15 protein-coding genes and 1 tRNA gene are annotated in these 23997 nt (G+C 48.3%); 9 read left to right on the forward strand and 7 right to left on the reverse strand.

The window, feature by feature from the left end:
- Positions 1–16 precede the first annotated feature (16 nt).
- The 4 genes from AB1K62_RS05725 to AB1K62_RS05740 form a co-directional block, all read right to left on the reverse strand.
- Positions 17–1132: an acyl-CoA dehydrogenase gene (locus AB1K62_RS05725; RefSeq protein WP_367001968.1), complete on the reverse strand. Its 1116-nt coding sequence runs from the start codon at positions 1130–1132 to the stop codon at positions 17–19.
- A 20-nt stretch (positions 1133–1152) separates the two neighbouring features.
- Positions 1153–2349: an acyl-CoA dehydrogenase family protein gene (locus tag AB1K62_RS05730; RefSeq protein ID WP_367001969.1), complete on the reverse strand. Its 1197-nt coding sequence runs from the start codon at positions 2347–2349 to the stop codon at positions 1153–1155.
- A 254-nt stretch (positions 2350–2603) separates the two neighbouring features.
- Positions 2604–3815, reverse strand: coding sequence for an acyl-CoA dehydrogenase family protein (locus tag AB1K62_RS05735; protein ID WP_367001970.1), 1212 nt, complete (start codon positions 3813–3815; stop codon positions 2604–2606).
- Complete coding sequence (locus tag AB1K62_RS05740; RefSeq protein WP_367001971.1) at positions 3815–4918, reverse strand: acyl-CoA dehydrogenase family protein; 1104 nt, start codon at positions 4916–4918, stop codon at positions 3815–3817. Before AB1K62_RS05740 ends, AB1K62_RS05735 begins: the two co-directional genes overlap by 1 nt.
- Before the next feature lie 392 nt (positions 4919–5310).
- On the opposite strand from AB1K62_RS05740, the gene AB1K62_RS05745 reads away from it, so the two are divergent.
- A tRNA-Gln gene (locus AB1K62_RS05745) sits at positions 5311–5384 on the forward strand.
- A gap of 239 nt (positions 5385–5623) precedes the next feature.
- A complete protein-coding gene (locus tag AB1K62_RS05750) occupies positions 5624–7237 on the forward strand; it encodes an acyl-CoA synthetase (RefSeq protein WP_367001973.1) in 1614 nt (537 codons plus the stop codon).
- Positions 7238–7317: 80 nt separating this feature from the next.
- Here the strand turns inward: AB1K62_RS05750 and AB1K62_RS05755 are convergent, their stop codons facing one another.
- Positions 7318–8499 (reverse strand): acyl-CoA dehydrogenase family protein, encoded by a 1182-nt coding sequence (locus AB1K62_RS05755; RefSeq protein WP_367001974.1) that lies wholly within the window; start codon positions 8497–8499, stop codon positions 7318–7320.
- Positions 8500–8937: 438 nt separating this feature from the next.
- Here AB1K62_RS05755 and putA point away from each other — a divergent pair, with 438 nt between their 5' ends.
- Positions 8938–12429 (forward strand): bifunctional proline dehydrogenase/L-glutamate gamma-semialdehyde dehydrogenase PutA, encoded by a 3492-nt coding sequence (gene putA, locus AB1K62_RS05760; RefSeq protein WP_367001976.1) that lies wholly within the window; start codon positions 8938–8940, stop codon positions 12427–12429.
- A 101-nt stretch (positions 12430–12530) separates the two neighbouring features.
- Complete coding sequence (locus tag AB1K62_RS05765) at positions 12531–13046, forward strand: MarR family transcriptional regulator (protein WP_367001977.1); 516 nt, start codon at positions 12531–12533, stop codon at positions 13044–13046.
- On the opposite strand, the gene proB is transcribed toward AB1K62_RS05765, so the two are convergent.
- A complete protein-coding gene (proB, locus tag AB1K62_RS05770; RefSeq protein ID WP_367001979.1) occupies positions 12992–14158 on the reverse strand; it encodes a glutamate 5-kinase in 1167 nt (388 codons plus the stop codon). The genes AB1K62_RS05765 and proB overlap by 55 nt on opposite strands.
- 447 nt (positions 14159–14605) lie before the next feature.
- On the opposite strand from proB, the gene putP reads away from it, so the two are divergent.
- Positions 14606–16102 carry a sodium/proline symporter PutP gene (gene putP, locus AB1K62_RS05775; protein WP_367001981.1) on the forward strand — a complete coding sequence of 499 codons (1497 nt, stop codon included), beginning with the start codon at positions 14606–14608 and terminating at the stop codon, positions 16100–16102.
- Positions 16103–16385: 283 nt separating this feature from the next.
- Here putP and AB1K62_RS05780 read toward each other — a convergent pair whose 3' ends face one another.
- A complete protein-coding gene (locus AB1K62_RS05780; protein ID WP_367001983.1) occupies positions 16386–17264 on the reverse strand; it encodes a LytTR family DNA-binding domain-containing protein in 879 nt (292 codons plus the stop codon).
- Between the two features lie 259 nt (positions 17265–17523).
- Between AB1K62_RS05780 and AB1K62_RS05785 the strand changes: the two genes are divergently transcribed.
- From AB1K62_RS05785 to AB1K62_RS05800, 4 genes are read left to right on the forward strand one after another with little or no spacing between them, the layout of a single operon-like run.
- Positions 17524–19176: a carboxylesterase family protein gene (locus AB1K62_RS05785; protein ID WP_367001984.1), complete on the forward strand. Its 1653-nt coding sequence runs from the start codon at positions 17524–17526 to the stop codon at positions 19174–19176.
- Positions 19177–19220: 44 nt separating this feature from the next.
- Positions 19221–20135 (forward strand): DUF1838 family protein, encoded by a 915-nt coding sequence (locus AB1K62_RS05790; protein WP_367001985.1) that lies wholly within the window; start codon positions 19221–19223, stop codon positions 20133–20135.
- Position 20136: 1 nt separating this feature from the next.
- The gene (locus AB1K62_RS05795; RefSeq protein WP_367001987.1) at positions 20137–21531 is read left to right on the forward strand and encodes an FAD-dependent oxidoreductase; all 1395 of its coding nucleotides are present in this window, start codon (positions 20137–20139) and stop codon (positions 21529–21531) included.
- A gap of 46 nt (positions 21532–21577) precedes the next feature.
- Positions 21578–23890 (forward strand): TonB-dependent receptor, encoded by a 2313-nt coding sequence (locus tag AB1K62_RS05800; protein WP_367001988.1) that lies wholly within the window; start codon positions 21578–21580, stop codon positions 23888–23890.
- Positions 23891–23997: the final 107 nt, after the last annotated feature.

Below are 23997 nucleotides of genomic sequence, written 5' to 3' on the forward strand. Positions count from 1 at the left end.
ATATCCGGATATTGAGCTAGTTCAGCCCAACTTTTCGAAGATGATATTCGCTGTCACCGAACATAGCGTCAATTGCAATGAGCCGCTTATGATGATGGCTAACAATCAGTTCATCAGTCATACCTACTCCGCCATGCGATTGAATAGCCCCCTCACCAATGGCACGACCGAGTTTGCCGATCTGGCCTTTCATAATCGCAATATCCCGTGATGTTGTTCGCCCCGCTTCTGCCAGCGCTGTTGTGTAATAGAGTGTCGCCTGCGCCTTCGTAAAAGCGATCTTCATATCCGAAAGCCTGTGCGCGATAGCCTGAAAAGAAGCGATAGGCACACCAAATTGCTTTCGGGTCGCCGTATATTCGTTTGTGATATTGAGCAGCGCCCTCATAATACCCACAGCCTCAGCGCAAAGTGCAATGGATGCATTTTCAATTATGGCCGACAGAGCTTCATACGCATCTTCTGAGAGCAAATGCGTTGCTGGGACCATTACGTTGTCGATTTTAATATGCGCTGCGCTTCGCCCGTCAATTGTCTGAAATGCGTTGATTTCTATGCCTTCTGCTTTGGGGTCAACAAGCATAAGGGCGATACCGCCAGTATCACCTGCCCTGCCTGACTTTCTGACTGAAACGACCAGAATATCGGCTTCACCTCCGCCCAGAACCAGACGTTTTTCACCATTGAGCATATATCCATCGTCAGTGTCCTTAGCGGTAAACTCCACCAAAGCAGTTGTGGCCGTTCCTTTGCCCTCCTCATGTGCGAAAGCACCTATTGCCTTGCCAGAAATAATCTTTTGCAACCAGGAACGGGAAATATCATTCTCGCCCAATTCTAGTGCTTTGCCCGCCAAAAGGATTGATGACAGATAAGGTTCGATCAGCAGATATTCACCAAAAGGTTCTGCTACGGACACTATATCAACAATCGAGCCCCCTAAACCACCCGCTTTTTCAGAAAAAGGTAACTCGGTAAGTCCCATCTCGACCAATATATTCCAGACATCCGGGGACCACGGCTGCTCTGAAGATACCAATTTTTGGCGTGTATCAAATGTATAAGCCTTGCCCAAAAAGCGCGTAATGGTGTCACGCAGCATTTGCTGTTCTTCAGTAAACGAGAAGTCCATTCGTATTTCCTTTAACCGCGCTACAGGGATCGAGCGATGAGGTCGCGCTGCACTTCGTTTGTGCCACCATAAATTGTGGTAGCCCGGCTATTGAGATAAAATGGCATCGCTACCAAGTCGAATTCACTGCCTAGCGGTTTGACAGTCGATCCAATTTTCAATGCTTCTAACTCTAGCGACAAACCCTCAATCCCAGATACCTGTGTCATCAGAACAGAAACTCTTTGAGCCAGTTCTGTACTGATTGTCTTGTTGATCGAAGGATAAGCCGGATCATTCGCCATTTCATGACCGCTAATCACGAGTTTTTCAAAGTGCTCCAGTGACATGATGTCCGCTTCCAGCCCACCCAAGTCTCTCTGGAAAACAGGGTCCTCAAGTAAAGTGCCTCCGTGTGGTGAAGGCGTCATGTCAGCTGCTTCACGGATGCGTTCGATCCAACGTCTCAAAGTCGGGCTTTTTGCACCTCCACCCCGCTCATGCTTCAAGAGATGTTTAGCAACTGCCCAACCGTCATTCTCTTCACCTACACGGCCAGATTGCGGAACCCGGACATTGTCGAAGAAAACTTCGCATTGTTCGGGAAAACCATCGAGCCCGGTTATAGGGCGAATATCCATGCCGGGGTAATCAGTCCGATCAAGCAATAGAAACGTAATCCCCTGTTGCTTTTTTCCTTGATCATTGGTGCGAACCAGCATGAACATCCGATTGGCGCGATGCGCTAATGTAGTCCAGATTTTACTGCCGGTAATTATATAATCATCTCCGTCACGAACAGCCCGACAACTTAATGAAGCCAGATCGGAGCCGGCATTGGGTTCAGAGTAACCTTGCGTCCAATAATCTTCGCCGGATAATATGCGTGGCAGATATTTGGCTTTCTGCTCAGCTGTGCCAAGATCAATCAACAGCGGTCCTACCATCAGTAAACTGTTGGGCAGCAATGGTGGTAAATCGCGCTTACAATATTCTTCAGAAAAAATGAACCGTTGCTCTACTGACCATCCGGTTCCGCCGTATTCTTTTGGCCAACTTGGTGCAGCCCAACCCTTTTCATTCAATATAGCCTGCCATTCAACTGCATTATCAAAATCGGAAAATGCACTTGTCACTTTACGGCCCGCTTCACGGATTGAATCCGTCGGTGCGCTATCAAGAAATGCCGCAACTTCATCACGAAAAGTGATGAGGTCAACGTTAAAATTTATATCCATATATTCCTCGAATAGCTAGAATAGCATTACCTTTATTGACACGTCAGAACGCCTGCTAAATTCGCTCCTCACCCTTCAATTTGCTCAATAAAATAGGTGGATTACAGCGACCATTCGTAATGCTCATTTCAAACACATCAACTAACTATATGATGAAGAAATAGCGCCAGGCTTTAAACAAAAGTCTGAACCGCACAGCGTATGACATAAGAATGTAGAGAACATCCATTATGTGATTGGCAAAATCACTAACACTAGCCGGACTTTACATCTCGAAAAGGCATGTTGCGATCGACCTCTATCTCTCTTGGCAAACCAAGGATGCGTTCAGAAATAATATTACGCTGGATCTGGTCACTACCGCCACCGATCGAATTCATATAGGCTTTGGCAGAATCGAAATTCATGTTTGCTGAATCCCTAAATTCTGGTCCATCGAGCATACTTTCGGCCCCGAGAATATCGGCAGCAACCTGTGCTTCACCGTGTTGTATTCGCGACATTGCAAGTTTTCCCAATGACATCAACGAGGATGAACCGTTGGCGATAATCTCTGCTTTTGCCCGTCTCATATTAAGGGAATTAAGCTGCCTATAAGCAACCGCTTGAGCAACTTTCTGACGGATAACCGGATGATCGATCTTGCCGTGTTTCTTGGCAAGTTCTAACAAAGGGGGCACGCTTGATTTTTGTTTTCCTCGTCTTTCGGTCGCTCCTTCTCCCATGATTAATCGTTCATAGGCGAGCGCGGTCTGTAATACTTTCCAGCCGCCATTTAGTTCGCCGACGACATATCTTGCCGGAACGCGAGCATTTTCAATAAAAATCTCGTTAAACTCTGATTCCCCCGTGATCTGGTTAATCGGACGAATATCCACGCCATCCTGTTTCATTGGGAAAATGAAAAAAGAAATGCCACTATGCTTTGGTACATCCCAATCGGTTCTGGCAATCAACATTCCATAAGTCGCTTCCGTCGCGTTGGATGTCCACACTTTCTGACCATTGATCACATATTCACCGCCGTCTGCTCCCGTGCTCCACTCTGCCTTGGTACGTATTCCTGCAAGATCAGAACCTGCGTTGGGCTCGGAATAAAGCAAACAGCTTTGTGCGCCGGTCAACATCTCTCGCAAAAGTTCAGATTTAAGTTGCTCGCTACCGAGCCGATATACTGTGACGGCTCCTAGATTATACCGATCCTGCGAACGGCCGATGACATTTCGAGACTTCAATATTTCGTCAATCAAACGAGCCTGTTTACTGCTATATCCCCGGCCAAACCAATCGGGGGACCATGTTGGCACCGAGTAACCGGCATCAACCAGTTTTCCGAGCCACGATTTCACATTTAACCGATCAGTTCCTTTTTCCCGTCGATTTTGCTCATCCCAATGCTCGTCGAGCCAAGCTTCAACTTCTGCCGCGAGTGCATCATTAGACATTTCTGCTGCGTTGCTAACCATTATATCGTCTCCAGACAGGTAAGATATTCTTCACGGTGCTGATCCGAAGATCCGAACAACCACATGCCCGTCCGCGCGCGCCGCCAGTATAGATGCGCGGGATGTTCCCAAGTATAGGCTATACCGCCGTGAAGCTGAATGGCCTGAGCAGATACGTCGCGATAAGCATCGGCACATGCGAAGGCGGCAAGACTAATAAAAGTTTTCGATTCTGGCGAACCCTGTGCTAGCATTTTAGCTGCGTGCCTAGCCGCAGAGGCTGCCGATTCCACTTCGATCAGCATATCCGCTGCGATATGTTTGAGCGATTGGTAGCTCCCGATCTGACGGCCGAACTGATACCGGGTTTTCAAATATTCCACGGTCATATCAAATATTGTCTTTGCTCCGCCAGCATGTTCGCCCGCCAGTGCTACTTTCGCGAGATCAAGAGCTCTTTCAATTGCTACTTTTCCGACATCGGTAAGGACATTAGCACTGGTGTTTGAGACAATAACCTTCGACAATCGTAATGTCGGGTCATTAGTGTCCAATTTCTGGATTTCAACAGCGTCATGGTCAATCTGAAATACAAGCGTATCCTCATCCGCAAGGGCAAAAACCAACAGGTGATCAGCTTTTTCGGCATGCAGGACAAATGATGCGACACCATCCAAGACCCATTGATCGCCATTTTTGCGCGCTTTGATAGAAATGTCGTCATTTGTCCAGAGGCCGTTTTTGCCTGTAGCAGCAATGGCGAAAATTTTAGTTCCATTACAAATTGAGGTGAGCAACTCCGTCTTTAAGCTTTCATCTGAAGAGGCGGATATCAGACTGGCTGCAATAACGGCGGTAGATATGAAAGGGCTGCATAATAGATGTGCGCCCGCCTCCTCCATCAAATCTTCCAGAAGTTGTGCATCACCTCCGACACCGCCATATTTTGGATCGACAATCAACCCGAGAAGTCCCATCTCAGACATAGTCTTCCACAAGTTCTCGTCGTAACCATGTGAAGTGGCAATTGCGTCACGCAACGCCTTCTCGCCTGCCTGCTCGGCTAGCAACCTCGAAAAAGCGTCGCGCATAGCGTGACGTTCTTCTTTCGATATATCATTCATTCCTTAGCCTTCATTATTTAAGGGACCCTCTCAAATTAGCTGCCTTAATGCTCTATCTTATTGATGACAATGACATATCTTGGTAACATTCATTACTTTCACCTTTCGGCATCTCTAATTATGAGATTGTAGCAGTCACTAGATTTACTAAACTTTATTAATATAAGAGTTCAGCTATATCTCCACAGCTGCAATGAAATTATCTAAGTAATCCAATTGTTGAAGACCCAGGCTTTCACTTATCAAAACCAATCAAAAGACAATATCTCTAGCTAATTATATAGCACGTCGTTGGATCTAGAAGGCGACCGGACCAATGCCAAAACAGTAGGCCTATCCCTTGAAATATTTCTTGACCCGCAGATAACCGCGCTTTAGAGCGCCCCCGACACTCCCCTGTCGTATAATGGTAATACCACGGACTCTGACTCCGTTAATTGAGGTTCGAATCCTCACGGGGGATCCAGTATCATGTATCTAAAATATTGATACTCATGCCTATTATATGTGAAAAGCCTGAAACGCTCGCATTTCCCCATTTCGAGGTCATTATCAAAAGTTATATTATTGAACGCCGGAATCCGAATTAATTGCTTTTAAATAGATAGCCTAATCTCTCAGTATAATTCTGATTAGGTCTTGTCTTGTGTCAGCACATCAGTCACAAGATTCTCATAATCTGACAAAGTCAGTTAGGAGGGTGTAATGGATTGGAATCTTGGCAATATTTTGGATGAACTTGGTTTGGCGCTTGGCTCGGATGACCTCGCGCTTATCCATGGCGATCGCGTAATATCGTGGCCGGAAATGACCATAAGGTCCAATAGAATGGCGCGCGCTTTGCTCGAACGCGGAGTCGATTATGGCGACAAAGCTGGCTTCTATTTGCGGAATCAACCGGAATATATGGAGGGAGTGGCAGCTTGTTTCAAAGCACGGTTGGTCCCTGTAAATGTCAATTACCGCTACCTTGATGATGAGCTTTACTACATCTTCGATAACTCAGACTCTGCTGTAGTTTTTTACGACGCTGAATTTAGAGACAATGTGGCTCGGGTGCGCCCGCGCCTACCCAAGGTAAAAATCTGGATCGAGATTGGCGAGGCTGACGAAACACCAAATTGGGCTGTGAACTATGAGGATTTGGTGAGTGAAGGTGACGGTTCACCACTTAATATCGAACGGTCCGGCGACGATATGTTTTTTCTTTATACCGGGGGCACAACCGGGATGCCAAAAGGTGTCATGTGGACCCAGGCAGTTTGGCACGAAGCGGGCTTGGAAGCATTAGCAGAAAGTGGCTTGCCCGTTCCTGAAACCATGGCTGACCATATATCCTCAGCGCTAGAAACTGGCCGTCTTGCGCGTCAAATCCCGGCATGCCCACTCATGCATGGCACAGGTTTTTTTACTGCTCTGGGGACGATGGTAAATGGCGGTTGTGTAGTAACACTTCAGAACAACAAGTCTCTCGACGTCGAAGAAATCTGGACCACTGTGCAGAATAGAGGCGTGACCAAAATGGCTATTGTAGGAGATGCATTTGCCAAGCCCTTGCTGCTCGAACTGGACGAAAATCCCGAGAAATATGATGTAAGCTCAATGCAGGCCATAGTTTCATCTGGCGTGATGTGGTCAATGGAAGTTAAAAAGGGTCTGATCCGCCACATGCCACAGGTCGCTTTGATGGACAGTTTTGGCGCATCGGAGGCCATAGGGTTTGGTGCCTCTGTGACAACAGCAGAAGGTGTGTCGCAAACGTCCAAGTTTCAGATTGGCGGCAATTGCAAAGTCTTTACCGAGGATGACCGCGAAGTCCAGCCTGGTTCAGGCGAGCGCGGTTTCATCGCTCGAGGCGGGGCTGTTCCACTCGGATATTACAAAGATAAGGCTAAAACCGATTCTACATTCAGGGTTATAAACGGCGCTCGTTACGCGATACCCGGAGACTGGTGTACAGTTGAAAGCGACGGCACACTGACTCTTATTGGAAGGGGTTCGAACTGCATTAATACAGCGGGCGAGAAAGTCTTTCCTGAAGAAGTCGAAGAAGCACTTAAAGAACACAGCAATGTCAAAGACGCCCTTGTAATTGGCCTACCGGATGAGAAGTGGGGTTCGGCAGTAACCGCCGTCGTATCTTTAGATGGCGAGACGGATGAGGCAAATCTAAAAACATTTGTTCGTAATAAGTTGGCAGCCTATAAATCTCCCAAACGGATATTCTTCAAAGACGATCTGAACCGCGCTGCTAATGGTAAAGCTGATTACAAATCAATTACGGCGTTTGCAGTCGATCAGCTTCAAGCTGAGGCTTGATGAAGATATGTTACCAGAACTCCATCTCTGGGTTCACATAGAGCTATTTTATTAGATAAGCTGATACCGCTTGCACAAGTTCAAAAACCCATTTGGCGTGCGGCAAGGTCGCGCATAATTTCTTCTGAGCCGCCGCCAATCGCCATTACGCGTACTTCGCGATATATACGTTCTACACGATGTCCACGAATGAAACCTGCCCCGCCAAGAATTTGCATCGCCTCTCGGGCGCAATATTCCATAGTCTCTGTGGCCTGCACTTTCAGCATAGCCAGCTCTGCAACCGGGCTTTCTCCATTCATCACACGCCATGCACAATTGTCTAGAAATGTGGTAGTTGCCCAAACGCGTTGCGCCATGCTGGCCAACTTATGCCGGATGACTTGGTGGTCTGCCAACCGTTTGCCAAATGTCTGGCGCTCCTGGGCCCAGCCTACAGCATCTTCAATGCACACTCTAGCATATGCGGTCGCCTGTGCCGCCATGCCGAGGCGTTCGCCATTAAAATTGGCCATAATGCCATAGAATCCTTGATTTTCTACACCGATCAGATTCTCGGCTGGAACCAAAACGTCATCAAAGTGGATTGTTGCCGTATCACTGCTCCACCAGCCCATCTTTGGTAATTGAGTGCGGCTGACCCCATCACTTTCCAAATCAATCAGCAATAACGAAATGCCACCCGTGCCTTCATCTCCGGTGCGAACCGCCGTAGTTAGCCATTGCGATGTCATGCCGCCGGTAATGAAAGTCTTCGAACCGTTGACCCTCCAGCCATTTCCGTCCCGCACTGCCTTGGTCCTGATTTTAGCAACATCTGAACCGCCTGATGGTTCGGTAATACCAAGGCTGATCTGCTTTTTACCTGCCAAAACTGAAGGCGCAATTTCCTTTTTCATGGCGTCGCTCCCCAGTGCCATGATCGGAGGCAAACCAATACCATGAATCATTAATGCTGCGGAAATGCCGCCTGCTCCTGCGCGAGACAATTCTTCACTGGTTATGATAGCGTGAAAGGCATCGGTTTCCTCACCAGCTCCACCGATCGATTCCGGATATCCCAAACCGAGCAACCCGGCTTCGGAGGCTTTGGTGTAAACTTCTCTCGAAATTCGACCTGCCGCCTCCCATTCCTCGACATGCGGAATGATCTCATGATCGACAAAATGTCTCACGCTATCCCGCCAGAGCGCGTGGCTCTCATCCATCCAGGGACAGGGTGGGCGAAGATTATCAAAGCTGATTTCTTTTAACTGTCCCATATTACGCTCCTTGAATGTCTTATAATATCTTCAACGAGTTCATCTGAGATTAGAGTGCTTATAGCAAGGACCAAATCAACCGCTCCAAGAGAGGGCCAGTTTAGTGAAACCATCATATTCTATATCGGCTCCACGCGCGCGGCAGATTCTCGAAAACTGTTGGTGACTGCGCTCGCTCTCATCACAGGTAGAGGCAAAGACACGATCGCATTGTCCAAGTTTACAAGTTATCATAAACTCGGCTGGTGCGTGACAAACGATTGTAGCGCACCATAAGAAGTTACCCTTTGCATAGTCTGGTGAAGAGCTTCGTTAATATTTTCACGCAACGCTTCTATTCCCTGTGAGTAGTATATGTCCTATCAACGTTGGTATCGCCATAGCAACGCGGGCAGTTGAAAGGATGTTTATCCACGATTTTACAAGGGTTATATACCAATGAGCACATTATTTGATTACCGGGAAAAAATTCGTGAGTATCACCGGGCTGATGAAGCTGAGATTATTCAGTACCTGACATCGAATTTTGCGCCAAACAAACAAATGCGTGAGAGGATTCAAGAACGTGCTGTTCAGGTGGTTCAGGATGTACGCCGTGCGTCAGGCCCCACTTTAACCGAGAGCTTCCTTGGCCAATATGGCCTTTCCACTGATGAAGGGCTGGCCCTTATGACCTTGGCGGAAGCGCTTCTTCGCGTTCCGGACAACGAGACAATTGATGATCTGATTGAAGACAAAATTGGCCCGTCCAACTGGCGTGAGCATATTGGCCAATCGGATAGCTCGCTCGTCAATGCATCCACTTATGCTCTTGAGATGACACGCAGCGTGATTCATCAACCTGAAAGTCGTGGACCATTGGATGCTTTACGCGGAGCGATAAAACGTTTGGGAGAGCCAGTAATCAGGGTAGCCGTGCGGCAGGCCATGAAAGAACTGGGTAATCAATTTGTGCTGGGCGAGGATATGCAGCAGGCACTTAAACGGGCTGAAAAATGGAGAGCCAAAGGAGCGACCTATTCCTATGATATGCTAGGAGAGGCGGCAATTACATTTGAAGGGGCAGATGAATATTTTGAAGCGTATTCCGACGCAATAAAAGAAATTGCAAAAGTTGCTACTTCTGAAGATTTGCGTGAGAATCCGGGTCTTTCAATTAAGTTATCGGCTCTTTACCCTCGTTATGAAATGAGCCAGCAGGCAAAAGCGGTTCCCGCTCTCGCAGAGCGCGTGGGTGAACTGGCGCGCGCGGCCCGCGATGCCAATATCGGTCTGAATATAGATGCCGAAGAGGCTTATCGGCTTGGCCTGTCACTCGATATGATTGAAATGGTGCTAAGCGATCCGCGCCTTACAGGATGGGATGGCTTTGGCGTAGTCGTGCAAGCCTTTGGTAAGCGGGCCAGCCCTGTTCTCGATTGGCTTTATGCACTCGCAACACAGCTGGACAGGAAAATCATGGTGCGTCTGGTTAAAGGTGCGTATTGGGACAGCGAAATCAAGCGCGCACAAATGGACGGCGTTCCCGACTTTTCTGTATTTACGACAAAATCAGCAACCGATATCAGCTATATCTGCTGTGCGTCGCAGCTTTTAAACATGACTGATCGTATTTATTCGCAGTTTGCTACACATAATGCCCACAGCGTTGCAGCCATTCTGGAAATGGCCGGTAACAAGCAGGATTTTGAATTTCAGCGTCTGCATGGCATGGGTGAAACATTGCATGGCGCTCTACTTCGCAATGAAAAAGTACGATCGCGAATTTATGCACCAGTCGGAAAACACCGAGAATTACTAGCCTATCTTGTTCGTCGCCTGCTAGAAAACGGTGCGAACTCTTCTTTTGTAAACCAGTTGGCAAATCACGCGGTTACCGCTGAATCAATAGCTACCGATCCCTTTGAAACACTGGAGGCTGACCAGAAAGCGAGCCAGTCCAAAATATTAAAGCCTGCTGATTTATATCAGCCCGAACGCTTGAATTCACGCGGTTGGGATTTAGCCAACCGTACCGATCTGAATGACTATGTAGCGGAACGTGCGCCTTTTGCAGAAAAGCTGTGGCGCTCTTCTCCTATCACTGTGCGCCCAGTCACTAGCGGATCCGCCCATAAAATATTCAACCCTGCACGAAAAGACATTCAGGTTGGAGAAGTCATTGAAGCAGACGAAAAACAAGCCCGTGGCGCCATCGAGGAGGCGCGCATTTGGAACGCTCCTGCCACCGAACGGGCCGAGGTTCTTCGCAAAGCAGCCGACCTGTATGAACAGCATCATGGTGAGATTTTTGCATTGCTGGCACGTGAAGCTGGAAAGACGCAGTTTGATACAATTGCAGAATTACGCGAAGCCGTCGATTTTCTGCGGTATTATGCCAAAGAAGCAGAAAAAATGCCTGAGAATAAGCCGCGCGGAACGATTAGCTGTATCTCGCCATGGAATTTTCCGCTGGCAATATTTACCGGTCAAATCGCGGCAGCTCTGGCAGCTGGCAATGCGGTCTTGGCTAAGCCTGCTGACCCGACCCCCCTTATAGCTGCTCTGGCAACCAATTTGCTGCATGAAGCCGGCGTGCCTTTACCGTCCTTACAATTACTTCCAGGTGCGGGCAGAACGGTGGGCGCTGTGATCAGTGGAGATGCCCGAATACAAGGAGTCTGCTTCACCGGTTCAATCAACACGGCACAAACCATAAACCGAAATGTGGTTGAAAACGGCCAGCCTGATTCTCTTTTTATCGCTGAAACCGGCGGGCTAAACTGCATGATCGTAGATTCCACTGCCCTACCGGAACAATCCGTTCGAGATATAGTCACCTCCGCATTTCAGTCTGCCGGACAGCGTTGTTCTGCATTGCGGGTGTTATATTTACAGAAAGATATTGCCGAGCCGTTTCTCAAAATGCTTCATGGCGCAATGCAAGCACTGGAAATTGGCGATCCGTGGTGGCTCTCTACCGATATCGGACCGGTGATCGATCAGGCTGCTCACGACAAGATTAGTGGCCATATAGCTGCTGCAAAAAAAGATGGCCGTCTAATCATACAACTCGATTGTCCTGATGAAGGCTATTTTGTCGGGCCAGCGGTAATAAAGGTTGATGGGATTAATGATCTCAAAGAAGAAATATTTGGCCCTGTTTTGCACGTTGCGACTTTTGATAATGATGAACTCGACCAAATTGTCAGCGATATCAATAACCGTGGCTACGGTTTGACATTTGGTTTGCAGACCAGAATTGAACGGCGCATCGATACATTGAGTGCCGCCATGAAAATCGGGAACATTTATGTTAATCGCAATCAAGTTGGCGCCGTGGTTGGCTCCCAACCTTTTGGTGGCGAAGGTCTTTCAGGCACTGGCCCTAAAGCAGGAGGGCCGCACTATTTACCACGCTTTTATGAAAGCCCCCGGCCGGTTACACCAGTAACATGTGGCAAAGACTTGGAACAGAAAGCAGTTCAATCGGCTCTAGATGCCCTGCCCGATCCTGATGCAAAACCGCTAAGTTGCGAAGTTATGCCCGGACCAACCGGTGAGTCGAATGAACTATTTACTTATGCGCGAGGAAAAATATTGTGCTTGGGACCATCTCCCCAAGATGCAGTAAAACAGGCAGAAATAGTGCGCCAACAAGGTTGTGAACCATTGATCTGTGTCCCTGACATTACCAATGAAAACACTGAAGAAATGGCGCTCGACGGATTTATGCCGCGTGAATTTCTATCCAGTCTAAGAGGAGTAGACGCAGTCGTATGCTGGAGCGAAACCGATGATATTCGCTCGATACGCAAGGCTCTTTCTGAACGCGATGGTACGTTAATCCCGCTTATTGTCGAAGCAGAGTTTTCCAACCGGTGTATAGTTGAGCGACATGTATGTATTGATACGACGGCAGCGGGTGGTAATGTATCATTGCTTTCATAAATATGTTCTGGGCGGGCTGATCGAACGGGTTGTGCAGCTTGCCCGGAAACAGATTGCACTTCGTCTATGCTGAAAAATTTTAATTGTTATCGAGGACAGCAGTGACAAATTCCGATGCGCTATTAGTCGCTTTGCGCCAGATTAGCCGTGCAATCGATTTACATTCCAAGAAACTAAAAAAGGAAACTGGTCAGACGACACCACAACTTTTGCTACTAAAAGCACTGGAAAAAGACGGGCGGGCGAAGCCATCGATCATCGCAAAATCGGTTCACCTGTCCCATGCAACCGTAACTTCAATCGTGGATAGGTTAGAAAAATCGGAGATGGTAACGCGCGTAAAAAGCGAAGACGATCGCCGTTCAGTGGAGATAGTGCTAACAGACAAAGGGCGCGAATGTGTCAAAAATGCCCCAGAGATGTTGCAAGAAGATTTTCTGGTTTCATTTTCCCGATTGAAAGATTGGGAGCAAAATCTGTTGATATCGTCCGTTCAGCGAATCGCTACCATGATGGACGCTAACCGCCTCGAATCCGCTCCCATACTAGAAATTGGTGAAATTCAACCCGAGGATGCAACTTCTGTCATATCGTTACCATCAGGCAAATCCCACTGAAGATGCCGATCGCTAAGAACAATCATATTCTTGTCGGTAATTAAAGTGCCACCGGTTTTATATCCCAGCAATTGTAATGCTGAAATTTCGACATTGCGTGCCAAGGCCATGGTCTCATCCGATGAAAAATTCGTCAACGCTCTTGCTAATTCTTTGCCAGATTCATCATATACATGAATAACGTCACCTTTGACATAAGGCCCCTGTATCGAGATCACATCTTCCCGGCCTATATTTTGCGGACCGTCCTCTAACGCAGTAGCCGCTGCAGCCTTGATAACAATACTTCCTGCCATTTGTAACCGATCTGTGAGCCAGTTTGCCCAGGCGGATGCTGGCTGTTTATCAGCAAAGACTTTTGTGTGGCGGCGTTCGCCATTCAGCACAGACGTAACGGGCCTTTCGATCTCTCCGTCTGCGATCCGAGTATCACAGCCAGCATTCTGAGCCATGTGTGCGGCCTGAATTTTGGTAAGCATTCCACCAGAACCCAGACTGCTTACTCCTTCGGTAACCGCAAGATATGGAGACACATCAGTAACTTCTTCAACCAATACAGCACTGGGATCAGCCGGATCCTTATCAAACAGGCCTTCAACCTGCGTTAGAATTACCAGTTCATCAGCCTGTACCATCTGGGCGACCTTTGCCGATAGCCGGTCATTGTCACCGACGCGGATCTCCTCTGTTGTAATAGTATCATTTTCATTGATGATCGGCATGATATTAGCGTCAAGCAAACGGTCGACTGTGTTTTTTGTGTTCAAAAACCGGTTACGGTCTTCAAGGTCGCGCAACGTGACAAGCACTTGTGCAATTTCAAAACTATATTCATGCGCAACCTGCTTATAAGCATTTAACAGCAACGGCATACCGCAAGCGGCTGCGGCTTGCTTATCACGCAATCCAGCGGTCTCCGGCCGCTCTCCTATTGTATTTAAACCCAGTGCGACCGATCCGGAGGAACATAATATAACTTTAGCTCCGCTTTCACGCAAACGGGCGATATCTTCCATCAAGTGGTGCATGAAAGCCCATCGCGGTGTCAGCCGTTCCGTATTAGCAAGCAGGCTGGAGCCTACTTTGACAACGATTGTTTTCTTGTGTTCCATTCAAAGCCCTTCTTGATAATGTATGCAGGTAGGTACATAGATCACTATGTGCAATAATTAAGTGGTCAAACCTTTAAAACCTTATAGAATACGATAAAATCAGTGCGTGTTGACATATCTGTTTTGACTACTAAGTGCATTGAGAATGCGAAAATTCGTTAAGAGTAAAAGGCCGGTTTGACAGAAACATTGCTTCCTGAATTAGAATATATGAGAAGTGCGTTGCCAAAAGCTTCTGCCACAAGCACTACGTACATGTCCACCATGGTCGATCCGATCTGTCCGGAACATATGAACAATATTTATCGTATTCGAGACGCAAACGAACGGAATTATTATTGTCGGTCTACCAATATCAGGCACATAGTAATAGGCACACACGCAATTAATTTTCCTGCGACAGAATTGGAAAATGAAAACCGATAATGGGACGGGGCATATACATATATGAATTCTGAAGAACTGATCTCGCTTGCTGGCTATTTTGTTTTGATGATGGCCATAGGAATATATGCTTGGCGCAAGTCAACCAGCAATGTCTCGGAATATATGCTGGGGGGACGCAATTTGCATCCGGCTGTAGGAGCGCTATCGGCGGGTGCGTCGGATATGAGCGGATGGATGCTAATGGGCCTGCCCGGCGCGGTTTATCTTTCTGGCCTTGGCGCAGCGTGGATAGCTGTTGGGCTCGTTATCGGTGCGTATTTCAACTATCTACTCGTTGCCCCCCGACTTCGGGTATTTACCGAGATGGCGGACGATGCGATCACTATTCCCGACTATTTTGAAAAGCGTTTTCAAGACAAATCGCACTCTCTGCGAATTATTTCATCGTTGGTTATCGTTATATTTTTCACGCTTTATACTTCTGCTGGCATCGTCGCAGGCGGAAAACTGTTTGAGGCATCATTTGGCCTGAATTACGAGTTAGGGCTGTTTATTACAGCTGGTGTCGTAATCGCTTATACGCTTTTCGGTGGGTTTCTTGCGGTAAGCCTGACTGATTTTGTACAGGGCTGCATAATGTTTCTGGCACTAATAATGGTGCCCGTTGTTACGATGCAAGTTCTGGGCGGCTGGTCCCCTGCCCAAGACTCAATCAATTTGGCAAATATGGATGCACTGACATGGTTTGAAGGTGTTACAGCACTAGGTATCATATCCAGCCTTGCCTGGGGGTTGGGATATTTTGGGCAACCTCATATCATCGTTCGTTTTATGGCTATACGTTCATTAAAAGATATTGCCACTGCCAGATGGATAGGCATGACGTGGATGATTGTAACCGTGATCGGGGCAGTATTGGTAGGACTATTGGGGCTGGCTTATGTAACATCTACAGGAACCAACCTTGAAGATCCTGAAACGATATTCATTGTACTTTCCCAAATTCTGTTTCATCCGCTTTTGTCAGGTTTCTTGTTAGCAGCCATTCTTGCAGCGATAATGAGCACCATTTCTTCGCAATTGCTTGTATCTTCCAGCTCACTTACCGAAGATTTTTACAAGATATTTGTCCGAAAATCTGCATCGCAAAAGGAATTGGTACTGGTCGGTCGACTGTCCGTTCTCGCGGTTTCCTTGGTTGCGATCGGATTGGCATTTGACCGTAACAGTAACATACTTTCTCTCGTCAGTAATGCATGGGCAGGATTTGGCGCCGCATTTGGCCCTATCATATTGCTGAGCCTCTATTGGAAGGGAATAACACGCGACGGCGCCCTGGCCGGTATGATCGTCGGTGCAGTCACTGTGCTATTCTGGTTATATGCGCCCGTGACCATTGCAGGAGAATCTCTCTCGAGCTGGATTTACGAGATTATTCCCGGATTTATATTCAGCATGCTCGCTGCAATAATCGTCAGTATCAAAGGCCGGAACCCGAAAGAGGAAATCGGCGATTTATTTAGTGAAATGTCTTATGCAATGAAGCCGAAAAATTGAAAATGAGATAACATATAACTTAGAATATCCTGACTATGAGGCATCAGTATATTGTGATTTATGCCCGGATGATTTGAGTTTTTTCCAGAGGCTGTTTTCGAGGTGTGTTCAATTTCAGGCTAGAGTGAATATGAAAACTTGAAGCTAATCTGTCCTAGCGCTGCAAAAACCACCATATATTACAGCATTTCCTCTTTTCATGGCAGACCTCATGCGGCGACTTCGGTAAAACTATTTTTAGCGAGCGTTATGAGATAGTTAAGTGATCGGGCGAATTACACTTTCATACAGCCAGCCCAAGCGAACGTATGTGTTTCTCAAATGATGGACGATAGGAGCGGCTAACCGGTAACTCGATTCCATTCATTAACTGAACCACTCCCCCATGTCCGGATCGGCGGAATTTTTTGATCGCTGCGTTAGCAACCCAGATTGAACGATGGATCTGCATTCCAGCTACAGGGTGGGTCATTTTAATGGCATCGGATAAACGCAACAAAGTCAAATCCTCACCCACATCGGTATACACACGAACATAATGGTCCTCTGCCCTTATGGCAAAAAGATCGCCGCGTTCCGATGGTGTGACGCGCTCCAAAAGCAATGGTGTCGTTTGTGCGGGTCGCTCATTTTTAGATCCCTCAGCCATGTCCTTTTTCAGCATGCCGTAACGATAACGCGGAACTCCCATCACTCGATCGAATATATAATTAAGCGCAACCCAAGTTATAGTCCCTGGTGTCAAATTGAGAAAGAAACGATCAAGCGATTGCCATTCAAGACGCAAAGGAACAGATTGTCCCAAACCGGAACCCATAACTTGAAAGCTGCCTGAAAGAGAGAGGATTTCGGCAATCGGTCCGTGCAACAATAATGCAGCGATAATCGGTCCAGCAAGCGTAATAATCCATAGCGGTGGCCGCCATCTTGCACATGCCCGATAGACCAACGCGCTTCCTAATGCAGCCGATAGCCAGCCAACCATTACCGTCGCGCTCCAAAAGAATAGCGACAAGATCAAGCTGGAATCATGGCCCATTGTTACCCGGAACAATGCAAGCGGAAGTGCCAGCAGTACCAATGGTGATATGACGTAAAGTAGTAGAGTTGGATGAACTGATATGTGGTTCGTCTGATGCGTGGTCGACGGAGGAATGCTCATTCCCCAATATCCTTCACAATAGCAGTGCGATTAGCACCATAGCTTATCAACAGCCTCTCTTCGTGAAATGCCATAATATGGTATCTCACGCATTTTCTTGGCCGCTCACGTATGAATTTCCGCTGCCATGGCTGGCCGCGAAAACGGCTTAGTTCGATCATTGCAATTATCCCTAAATTTGTCCAGTCAAATCAGGGCAACCGGCGGCACGCATGGCATGAAGATCGGGAATTATATAATGATGTTGAGGGGAATCTATATGAGAATCAATAGACCAAAAGCGGCGGACAAATCCGGGGTCCTGACCTTTTCCTTAAATACCCTCGACCATATCTCGGCGGCTCCCATGCTCATCCGTACGCTGCTGATCGCCATATTCCTATTCGTCGCTCCCTCTTCACAAGCTGCACCTTCCAAATCAAAAAATGCAATCATCACAATAGCTGACGGGAGCATATCAGGTGTGCCCCGGGATACAGCTACAGTTTATTGGAACATCCCTTATGCGACTGCCAAACGATGGGAAGCACCGCGACCGGCTAAGCAATGGAAAGGCGTACGGAATGAACAGCGTCCTGGCCCCATCTGTCCGCAGGAAATTAACCGCGGTCCGTTGCAGGGCTGGACGCAAAATGAAGACTGTCTAAACCTGAATGTCTGGGTTCCGCGTGGTCAGCACATCAAGCCACTTCCCGTCATGGTGTGGATCCATGGCGGCAGTTTTCGTCAAGGCGGTGGTGGATCTCCGATTTACAACGGTGACAAAATCGTTGAGCAAGACGTCATTCTGGTAACTATCAACTATCGGCTCGGTCTGCTTGGTCGCTTTGCCCACCCCGAGCTGTCACGCGCACAAGCGGGTGGACCGCGTGCTAATTACGGGCTGATGGACCAGATTGCCGCACTTAACTGGGTTAAGAATAATATCAGTACCTTTGGCGGCGATGCCGACAATGTGACTATCTTCGGCTTTTCAGCAGGCGGCGTCGCGGTCAATTATCTGATGGCGGCACCCAGCGCGCGGGGGTTGTTTCACAAAGCAATTGCACAAAGCGGTGGACTTGAAGTCAATACAACACGTCACATTTCACAAGAACGGTCTGGTGCGCTTGGTAAGTCTCTTGAATCCGAAGGCATAGCGGTCGCTTCTCACTTCGGTAGCTCCGATACGCCGATGACGCTTGATGAGCTGCGCCAAGTTCCGGTTTCCGATCTGCTTGATTATCAGGAAAAGACCTTGATCGGTTCGCTAAATCCGGTTGTTGATGGGGTGCTCATTCCGGACGATATCGGAAGGACTTTCCGAGATGGTAAACAGGCACCGGTTCCTTACATGGCCGGATCGACGAGCTGGGAGGCGAGTCTTCTCCACTATGCCAAGCCACAGGTTCCACCGCGCGCAATTCTATACGGTATCGACGGTGTCGAAGCGGCTCGCACAGCATTCGGTGGTCTTGATGATGCCGCGCTTGCTCAAGCCTGGTTCGCGAATTCAGTATTTCTTGGAACAGCGCATTATCTCACTAACGCAAGCGCGAAAATTGGACAGCCCGCTTGGCTTTATTATTTCGACTATCTTCCAAAAGCAGTTCACGGCACTGTTCCCGGTGTTGCCCACGGCGATGAAGTGCCATATATTTTCGGTACACTACCTGGAAAAAGTCGGGTTACCGCAAAAGATGATGTAACCGGCGAGGACCGTGATGTTGCAGCGCTAATGACTGCTTATTGGACAAATTTTGCCAAGACGGGAAATCCGAATGGCGAAGGATTGCCTGCCATAGCCCCTCGGGTGCCGGGCGGCAGCGGCATGAATATTCTCGATGCCAATCCAAGATTCATCCCGAATTTCATGAAAAAGCAAATGTTATTTCTCGACAGCTATTATGAGCGCCATATGGACTCGAAATAGCAAATACTGACAATTTTTTCTTTTATCTACCCTAAGGAGTTTTTATGATACGTTCGTTGTTGCTCGCAAGCTGTGCTCTTGGAATTAGTGCAATACCGGCTAACGCCCGTACTCTTGATCCTGCAAACGCTGCTGATGCGCTTGAAATCGTTAAGCGAACCCAGTGTGGTATCGGCGACAAGCCTGCTGTTATGCATTGGTCCGGTAAAATTTATTCGCGCGTTCAAGGTGAACCCGATCGCCATCTGTTCGATGGCGAGGGTATGAATATTCGCCGGTGTGTTCCTGTAAGTGATCCAAAACGTGGCGAAGGCTTCCGCATGGTCAGTCGTGAAGTCATGGTTTTCACAGACCCTAAAACCGGCGAAATCATTCGTGAATGGACGAACCCGTGGACCGACGAGACAGTCGAGGTAATGCATATTGCCAATGACCCTGTGAACCAGCGACCAAATTTTCCACTTGATGCAGAAGGAAAGCCGAAGCCACCGATGAAGTTGAAACGGATGGGTGAATGGGTGCTAATGCCGCTCGAAGTTCCACTCTTCTATACCAATCCGCTAGCTGGTGCATATCAGGATTACGTAGGTAATAAATATCATGCGATGGAGATTTTCGACTTCGCCGACCGTGCCGATACTTTACTCGATACACGGTATCCGACCGCTTATCCGACCGTTTCATGGGTTCGCATTTCAGACTGGATGCCATGGATGAAAATGCGCGGACGGCAAGGTCAGCTTGTTTTCAATGCGATGGGTGCAAAACTGAAGAGCTATGATGATCTATCCAAGCTGCTGAAAGACGAAATCGCCGCAAATTATCCGGAATATTCTGCAGCTCCGCCTCTTGACGACCAACGACCGAACGAAACAACATGGACGGTTTTCAAGAAAAGAATAGATGAAGAGCGCGCCGCGCGTGAAACCGAAACATTTTTGTCCGAAGGACAACATTAAGATGATAACACGCCGTGAATTACTCATCGCTGGCGGCGCTGCAGCAATTGCTTACGCACCGGCCAGCGCTAAAAGCTCAATCGAAGCCGATGCAGTCGTGATTGGCGCAGGATTGAGTGGTCTCAACGCTGCGTCGATGCTCGAAGCGGCGGGCGCCAAGGTTGTTGTTCTCGAAGGATCAAACCGCATTGGAGGCCGTGCATATACGCTCGATAATCTCCCGGGACATCCAGACGCTGGCGGTATTCAGATCGGGAGCAATTACACGCGCCTGATTGATATTGCCCAGCGACTTGGCGTGACACTAGAATCTGGCGGAGAATTTGACAGAACAGCTCTATATGTCGTGAATGGCGAAACAGTTACTCAAAAAAACTGGCCATCATCATCGGCAAATCAGTTAGTGGGCTTTGAACGTCAACTACCTCCGATGGCTCTCGGCCCGGTGCTTGGCCGAAAGTTAGGTAAGTTAGATGGCCCAGCAGCATGGATGACGGACTCTGGCCGGAAACTCGACGTCCCTTATGGCGCTGCGCTGAAATCCGTTGGTGCGAGTGACGAAGCAATCCGCTTGATTAGCTCCAATTTGGGTAGCAGCAATATAAACGCCATTTCAGTACTTAACTCGGCTAGATCCTCTGCGTTCTACCAATCGGCCGGTCCCAATGCCTCGCTCAGCGTGATTAGCGGCGGATCGCAGCGATTACCCGAAGCAATGGCGGCTGCATTAAAGACTGAAGTGCGACTGGGGCAACTTGTCACCGGCATCACTGAGAGCAACGATCAAGTGCGCGTCAATCTCGCAAATGGATCGTCTGTGATCGCGCGTCAGGCAATCTGCACTATTCCTTTCTCGGCACTTCGATCGATCGGTCTTTCAGGGACATCAGCTGACGCAATGAAAGGAGCAATTTCAAGCTTGCCATACACTCATGCCAGCTTTGCCTATCTATCGGCTAGTGAACCATTTTGGAAGCACGATGGTCTACCGGAAATGATATGGAGTGACGATCCTCTTATCGGCCGTGTTTTTGTCCTAGGGGACGACCCTGCAATGTTAAAAGTCTGGTTAAGCGGACCCGCCGCCGACGCAATTGACAGAATATCACCGACCGAAGCTGGTGCCGCAATAATCGCGAGAATCGAGGATGCACGCCCTTCCGCAAAAGGAAAGCTTCGACTTGAACGCATGTTTAGCTGGCAGCGTGATCCGATGGCGCGTGGTGCATTCTACTATATCGGCGCAGGTCAGTGGCAACTGTTAAACCATGCCGTATCAACAACCGGTCACCGCCTGCACTTCGCTGGGGATCACCTTGCACGATTAGCATCCGGCTTAGAGGGGGCTCTAGAGTCGGGAGAACAGGCCGCAATATCTGCACTTAAGAAACTATAGCCATAAACATGCACTAAAATGCTTGTATATTTACAGGAGAGCAAAGATGAAATTCTCGACTTATCTAAAACTATCAACCATACTCGTAGCAGGCTTGCCAGTAGCGGCATTAGCGCAAGCCACTGAAACGACTGCCGGTGTTACAGGCGATGATTTCGCCTCGACAGAAATCGTTGTAACCGCGCGAAAGCAGTCGGAAAGCCTTAGCGATGTTCCACTAGCAATCACCGCCTTTGATTCGAGTCGTATCGAAAATCAAGGTATCAGTGATCTGAACGATGTTGCACGATTGACGCCCGGGCTCAACTTCACCTCGGTAATTGGTGAATTCTTGCCGACACCCGTTATTCGCGGAGTAACCCAGACTGACCTGTTCGGATCGGATCCCAATGTCGCAATTCTCATTGATGGCGTTTACACAGGTGCACGCGAGGCACTTAACTTCGCACAGGCCGACATAGAACGGATCGAGGTCGTAAAGGGACCGCAAAGCGCCCTCTATGGTCGCAACGCTTTTTCCGGCGCAATCAACATTATTTCGAAACGTCCGACTAATGATCTGTCTGGCCGCGCCGAAGTCGTTTATGGAACAGGTGATCGTTTCAGCCTGTTAGGATCAATTTCCGTTCCGTTGATTCAGGACAAGCTGGGGGTAAAGGTTACCGCTTCGCACAGCGAATATGGTGGTAGCCACAAAAACCTCACTGGTGGTCCCGATCTTGGCGGCTATGACTATGACACGATTCAGTCAGTCGTGAGCCTGACCCCGACCCCTGACTTTGAAATAGTCGGTGGCATCTATTATTCGGAAGACGAGATTAGTCCACCAGCGGTCTCGGTGGTTCCCACTAACTGCGAATTCTCTCGCGGCGTTAACCAGACATTCTGTGGTACAATTCCGTCGCTGCCGAAGGCTGAACTCAGTTCCCATCCCGACGCATATGGTCAAAAGCGGAAAGTATTGCGTACTTTCCTCGATATGAAGCTTAATATCGGTGATTGGCAAGTTGGATGGCTGACCGGTTATAATAAGACGAAACTTCGTGCGCTGACGGATGCGGCGCGCGGTATCCCTTATACTTTCCGTTATCGGACGACATCTGGTGGGATCGACACATTTGAAACGACGTTGTTACGAGAAGAGGGTGAACCAAAGTTTACTGAATATAGCCAGGAAATACGCCTGACATCGCCTCAAGAAGCACCGATCCGCGGCGGCATCGGCGGATTTTATTTCTCTGGCACGCAGGTCAGACCGAACTTTGATGGCATCAGCACTACACCGCTGCCAGCTGATTTCGTTGCCACCTTTCCTATACCCGGCCCCTGGAACACTTTTTTCGACGGTGTGAACTTTGACAAAACCGTCACTAAAAAGATCGAGAACTTCGCCCTATTTGGTTTCGCTGAGGCTGATGTTACTTCACGGCTGACTCTTCGAGCGGAATTGCGTTATGGCCGCGAGGATCAACGCACACTTCAACCCGCTTCCAATATCGGGCGTCCATCAGCAGCAATCGACAAACGCTTGCGCTTCACGACATGGACACCTCGTTTCGGTGTTCAGTATAAAGCCACCAACGACCTCATGTTCTACGCCTCTGCAGCACGCGGAGCCAAAGCAGGAGGCTTCGATATCAATGCTCCAACCGAACAGTTTAATCCGGAATATAACTGGACCTATGAAGCGGGTGTTAAAGGAAGCTGGCTCAATGGACGCATATCTGCCGATATCAACGCTTTTTACATTGATTGGTCGAATATTCAGATTCCGATACTCGATTTCACTCAAGCTCCGCCAGTTGCGGTGACACGTAATTTAGGCAATGCGACCTCAAAAGGAGTTGAAGCACAATTCGTCGTGCGGCCGGTACGCCCACTTACCGCAACCTTCGGGGTGTCCTATACCGATGCAACCTATACAGATGCGCTCAATGCAGGTTTCTCTACTTTCCCGTCATTTGCGCCGGATGGCGATGTTTCTGGTAATCGCTTGCAGGCGGCGGCGAAATGGCAACTGACAAGTTCGCTCAATTATACTCAGTCGCTGTCCAGCAATGTTGATGGCTTTTTGCGAACCGATGTCTCGTACCGTAGCAAACAATATATGGACTCAACCAACCTTACTGTTTTGCCAAGCCGCACAATTGTTAATTTGCGCGCAGGATTAGACAGCGGTACGTTCCGGATAGAGGCTTTTGCAGAAAATTTGTTTGATAATGACCGCCCGACCTTTGCGTTTCGCGACGTTTATCTGAGCAATGTCCTCAACGGTGCGCCAGTGATCTTCCCGCCGCGGATTACTGTATCACATTCGCGCGGTCGTGAAATGGGAGTACGCGCATCGGTTCGCTTTTGATCCAGCACTCCCTGTCAGATAAATGGTACGCTGCTTCATTTTTGAAGCAGCGTACCATTTTCTACATAATGATATATAGCGGCATCTTATTTATAGAATCTACTCGA

The organism is Parasphingorhabdus sp. JC815 (assembly GCF_040717415.1).
In the GTDB taxonomy this organism is placed as follows: Bacteria; Pseudomonadota; Alphaproteobacteria; order Sphingomonadales; family Sphingomonadaceae; genus Parasphingorhabdus.

What these genes read in the sequence shown, in the direction of transcription:
- AB1K62_RS05725 (WP_367001968.1), bottom strand. Translation starts at nt 1,132, where the DNA reads ATGGACTTCTCGTTTACTGAAGAACAGCAAATGCTGCGTGACACCATT.
- AB1K62_RS05730 (WP_367001969.1), bottom strand. Translation starts at nt 2,349, where the DNA reads ATGGATATAAATTTTAACGTTGACCTCATCACTTTTCGTGATGAAGTT.
- AB1K62_RS05735 (WP_367001970.1), bottom strand. Translation starts at nt 3,815, where the DNA reads ATGGTTAGCAACGCAGCAGAAATGTCTAATGATGCACTCGCGGCAGAA.
- AB1K62_RS05740 (WP_367001971.1), bottom strand. Translation starts at nt 4,918, where the DNA reads ATGAATGATATATCGAAAGAAGAACGTCACGCTATGCGCGACGCTTTT.
- AB1K62_RS05750 (WP_367001973.1), top strand. Translation starts at nt 5,624, where the DNA reads ATGGATTGGAATCTTGGCAATATTTTGGATGAACTTGGTTTGGCGCTT.
- AB1K62_RS05755 (WP_367001974.1), bottom strand. Translation starts at nt 8,499, where the DNA reads ATGGGACAGTTAAAAGAAATCAGCTTTGATAATCTTCGCCCACCCTGT.
- putA (WP_367001976.1), top strand. Translation starts at nt 8,938, where the DNA reads ATGAGCACATTATTTGATTACCGGGAAAAAATTCGTGAGTATCACCGG.
- proB (WP_367001979.1), bottom strand. Translation starts at nt 14,158, where the DNA reads ATGGAACACAAGAAAACAATCGTTGTCAAAGTAGGCTCCAGCCTGCTT.
- putP (WP_367001981.1), top strand. Translation starts at nt 14,606, where the DNA reads ATGAATTCTGAAGAACTGATCTCGCTTGCTGGCTATTTTGTTTTGATG.
- AB1K62_RS05780 (WP_367001983.1), bottom strand. Translation starts at nt 17,264, where the DNA reads ATGAGCATTCCTCCGTCGACCACGCATCAGACGAACCACATATCAGTT.
- AB1K62_RS05785 (WP_367001984.1), top strand. Translation starts at nt 17,524, where the DNA reads ATGAGAATCAATAGACCAAAAGCGGCGGACAAATCCGGGGTCCTGACC.
- AB1K62_RS05790 (WP_367001985.1), top strand. Translation starts at nt 19,221, where the DNA reads ATGATACGTTCGTTGTTGCTCGCAAGCTGTGCTCTTGGAATTAGTGCA.
- AB1K62_RS05795 (WP_367001987.1), top strand. Translation starts at nt 20,137, where the DNA reads ATGATAACACGCCGTGAATTACTCATCGCTGGCGGCGCTGCAGCAATT.
- AB1K62_RS05800 (WP_367001988.1), top strand. Translation starts at nt 21,578, where the DNA reads ATGAAATTCTCGACTTATCTAAAACTATCAACCATACTCGTAGCAGGC.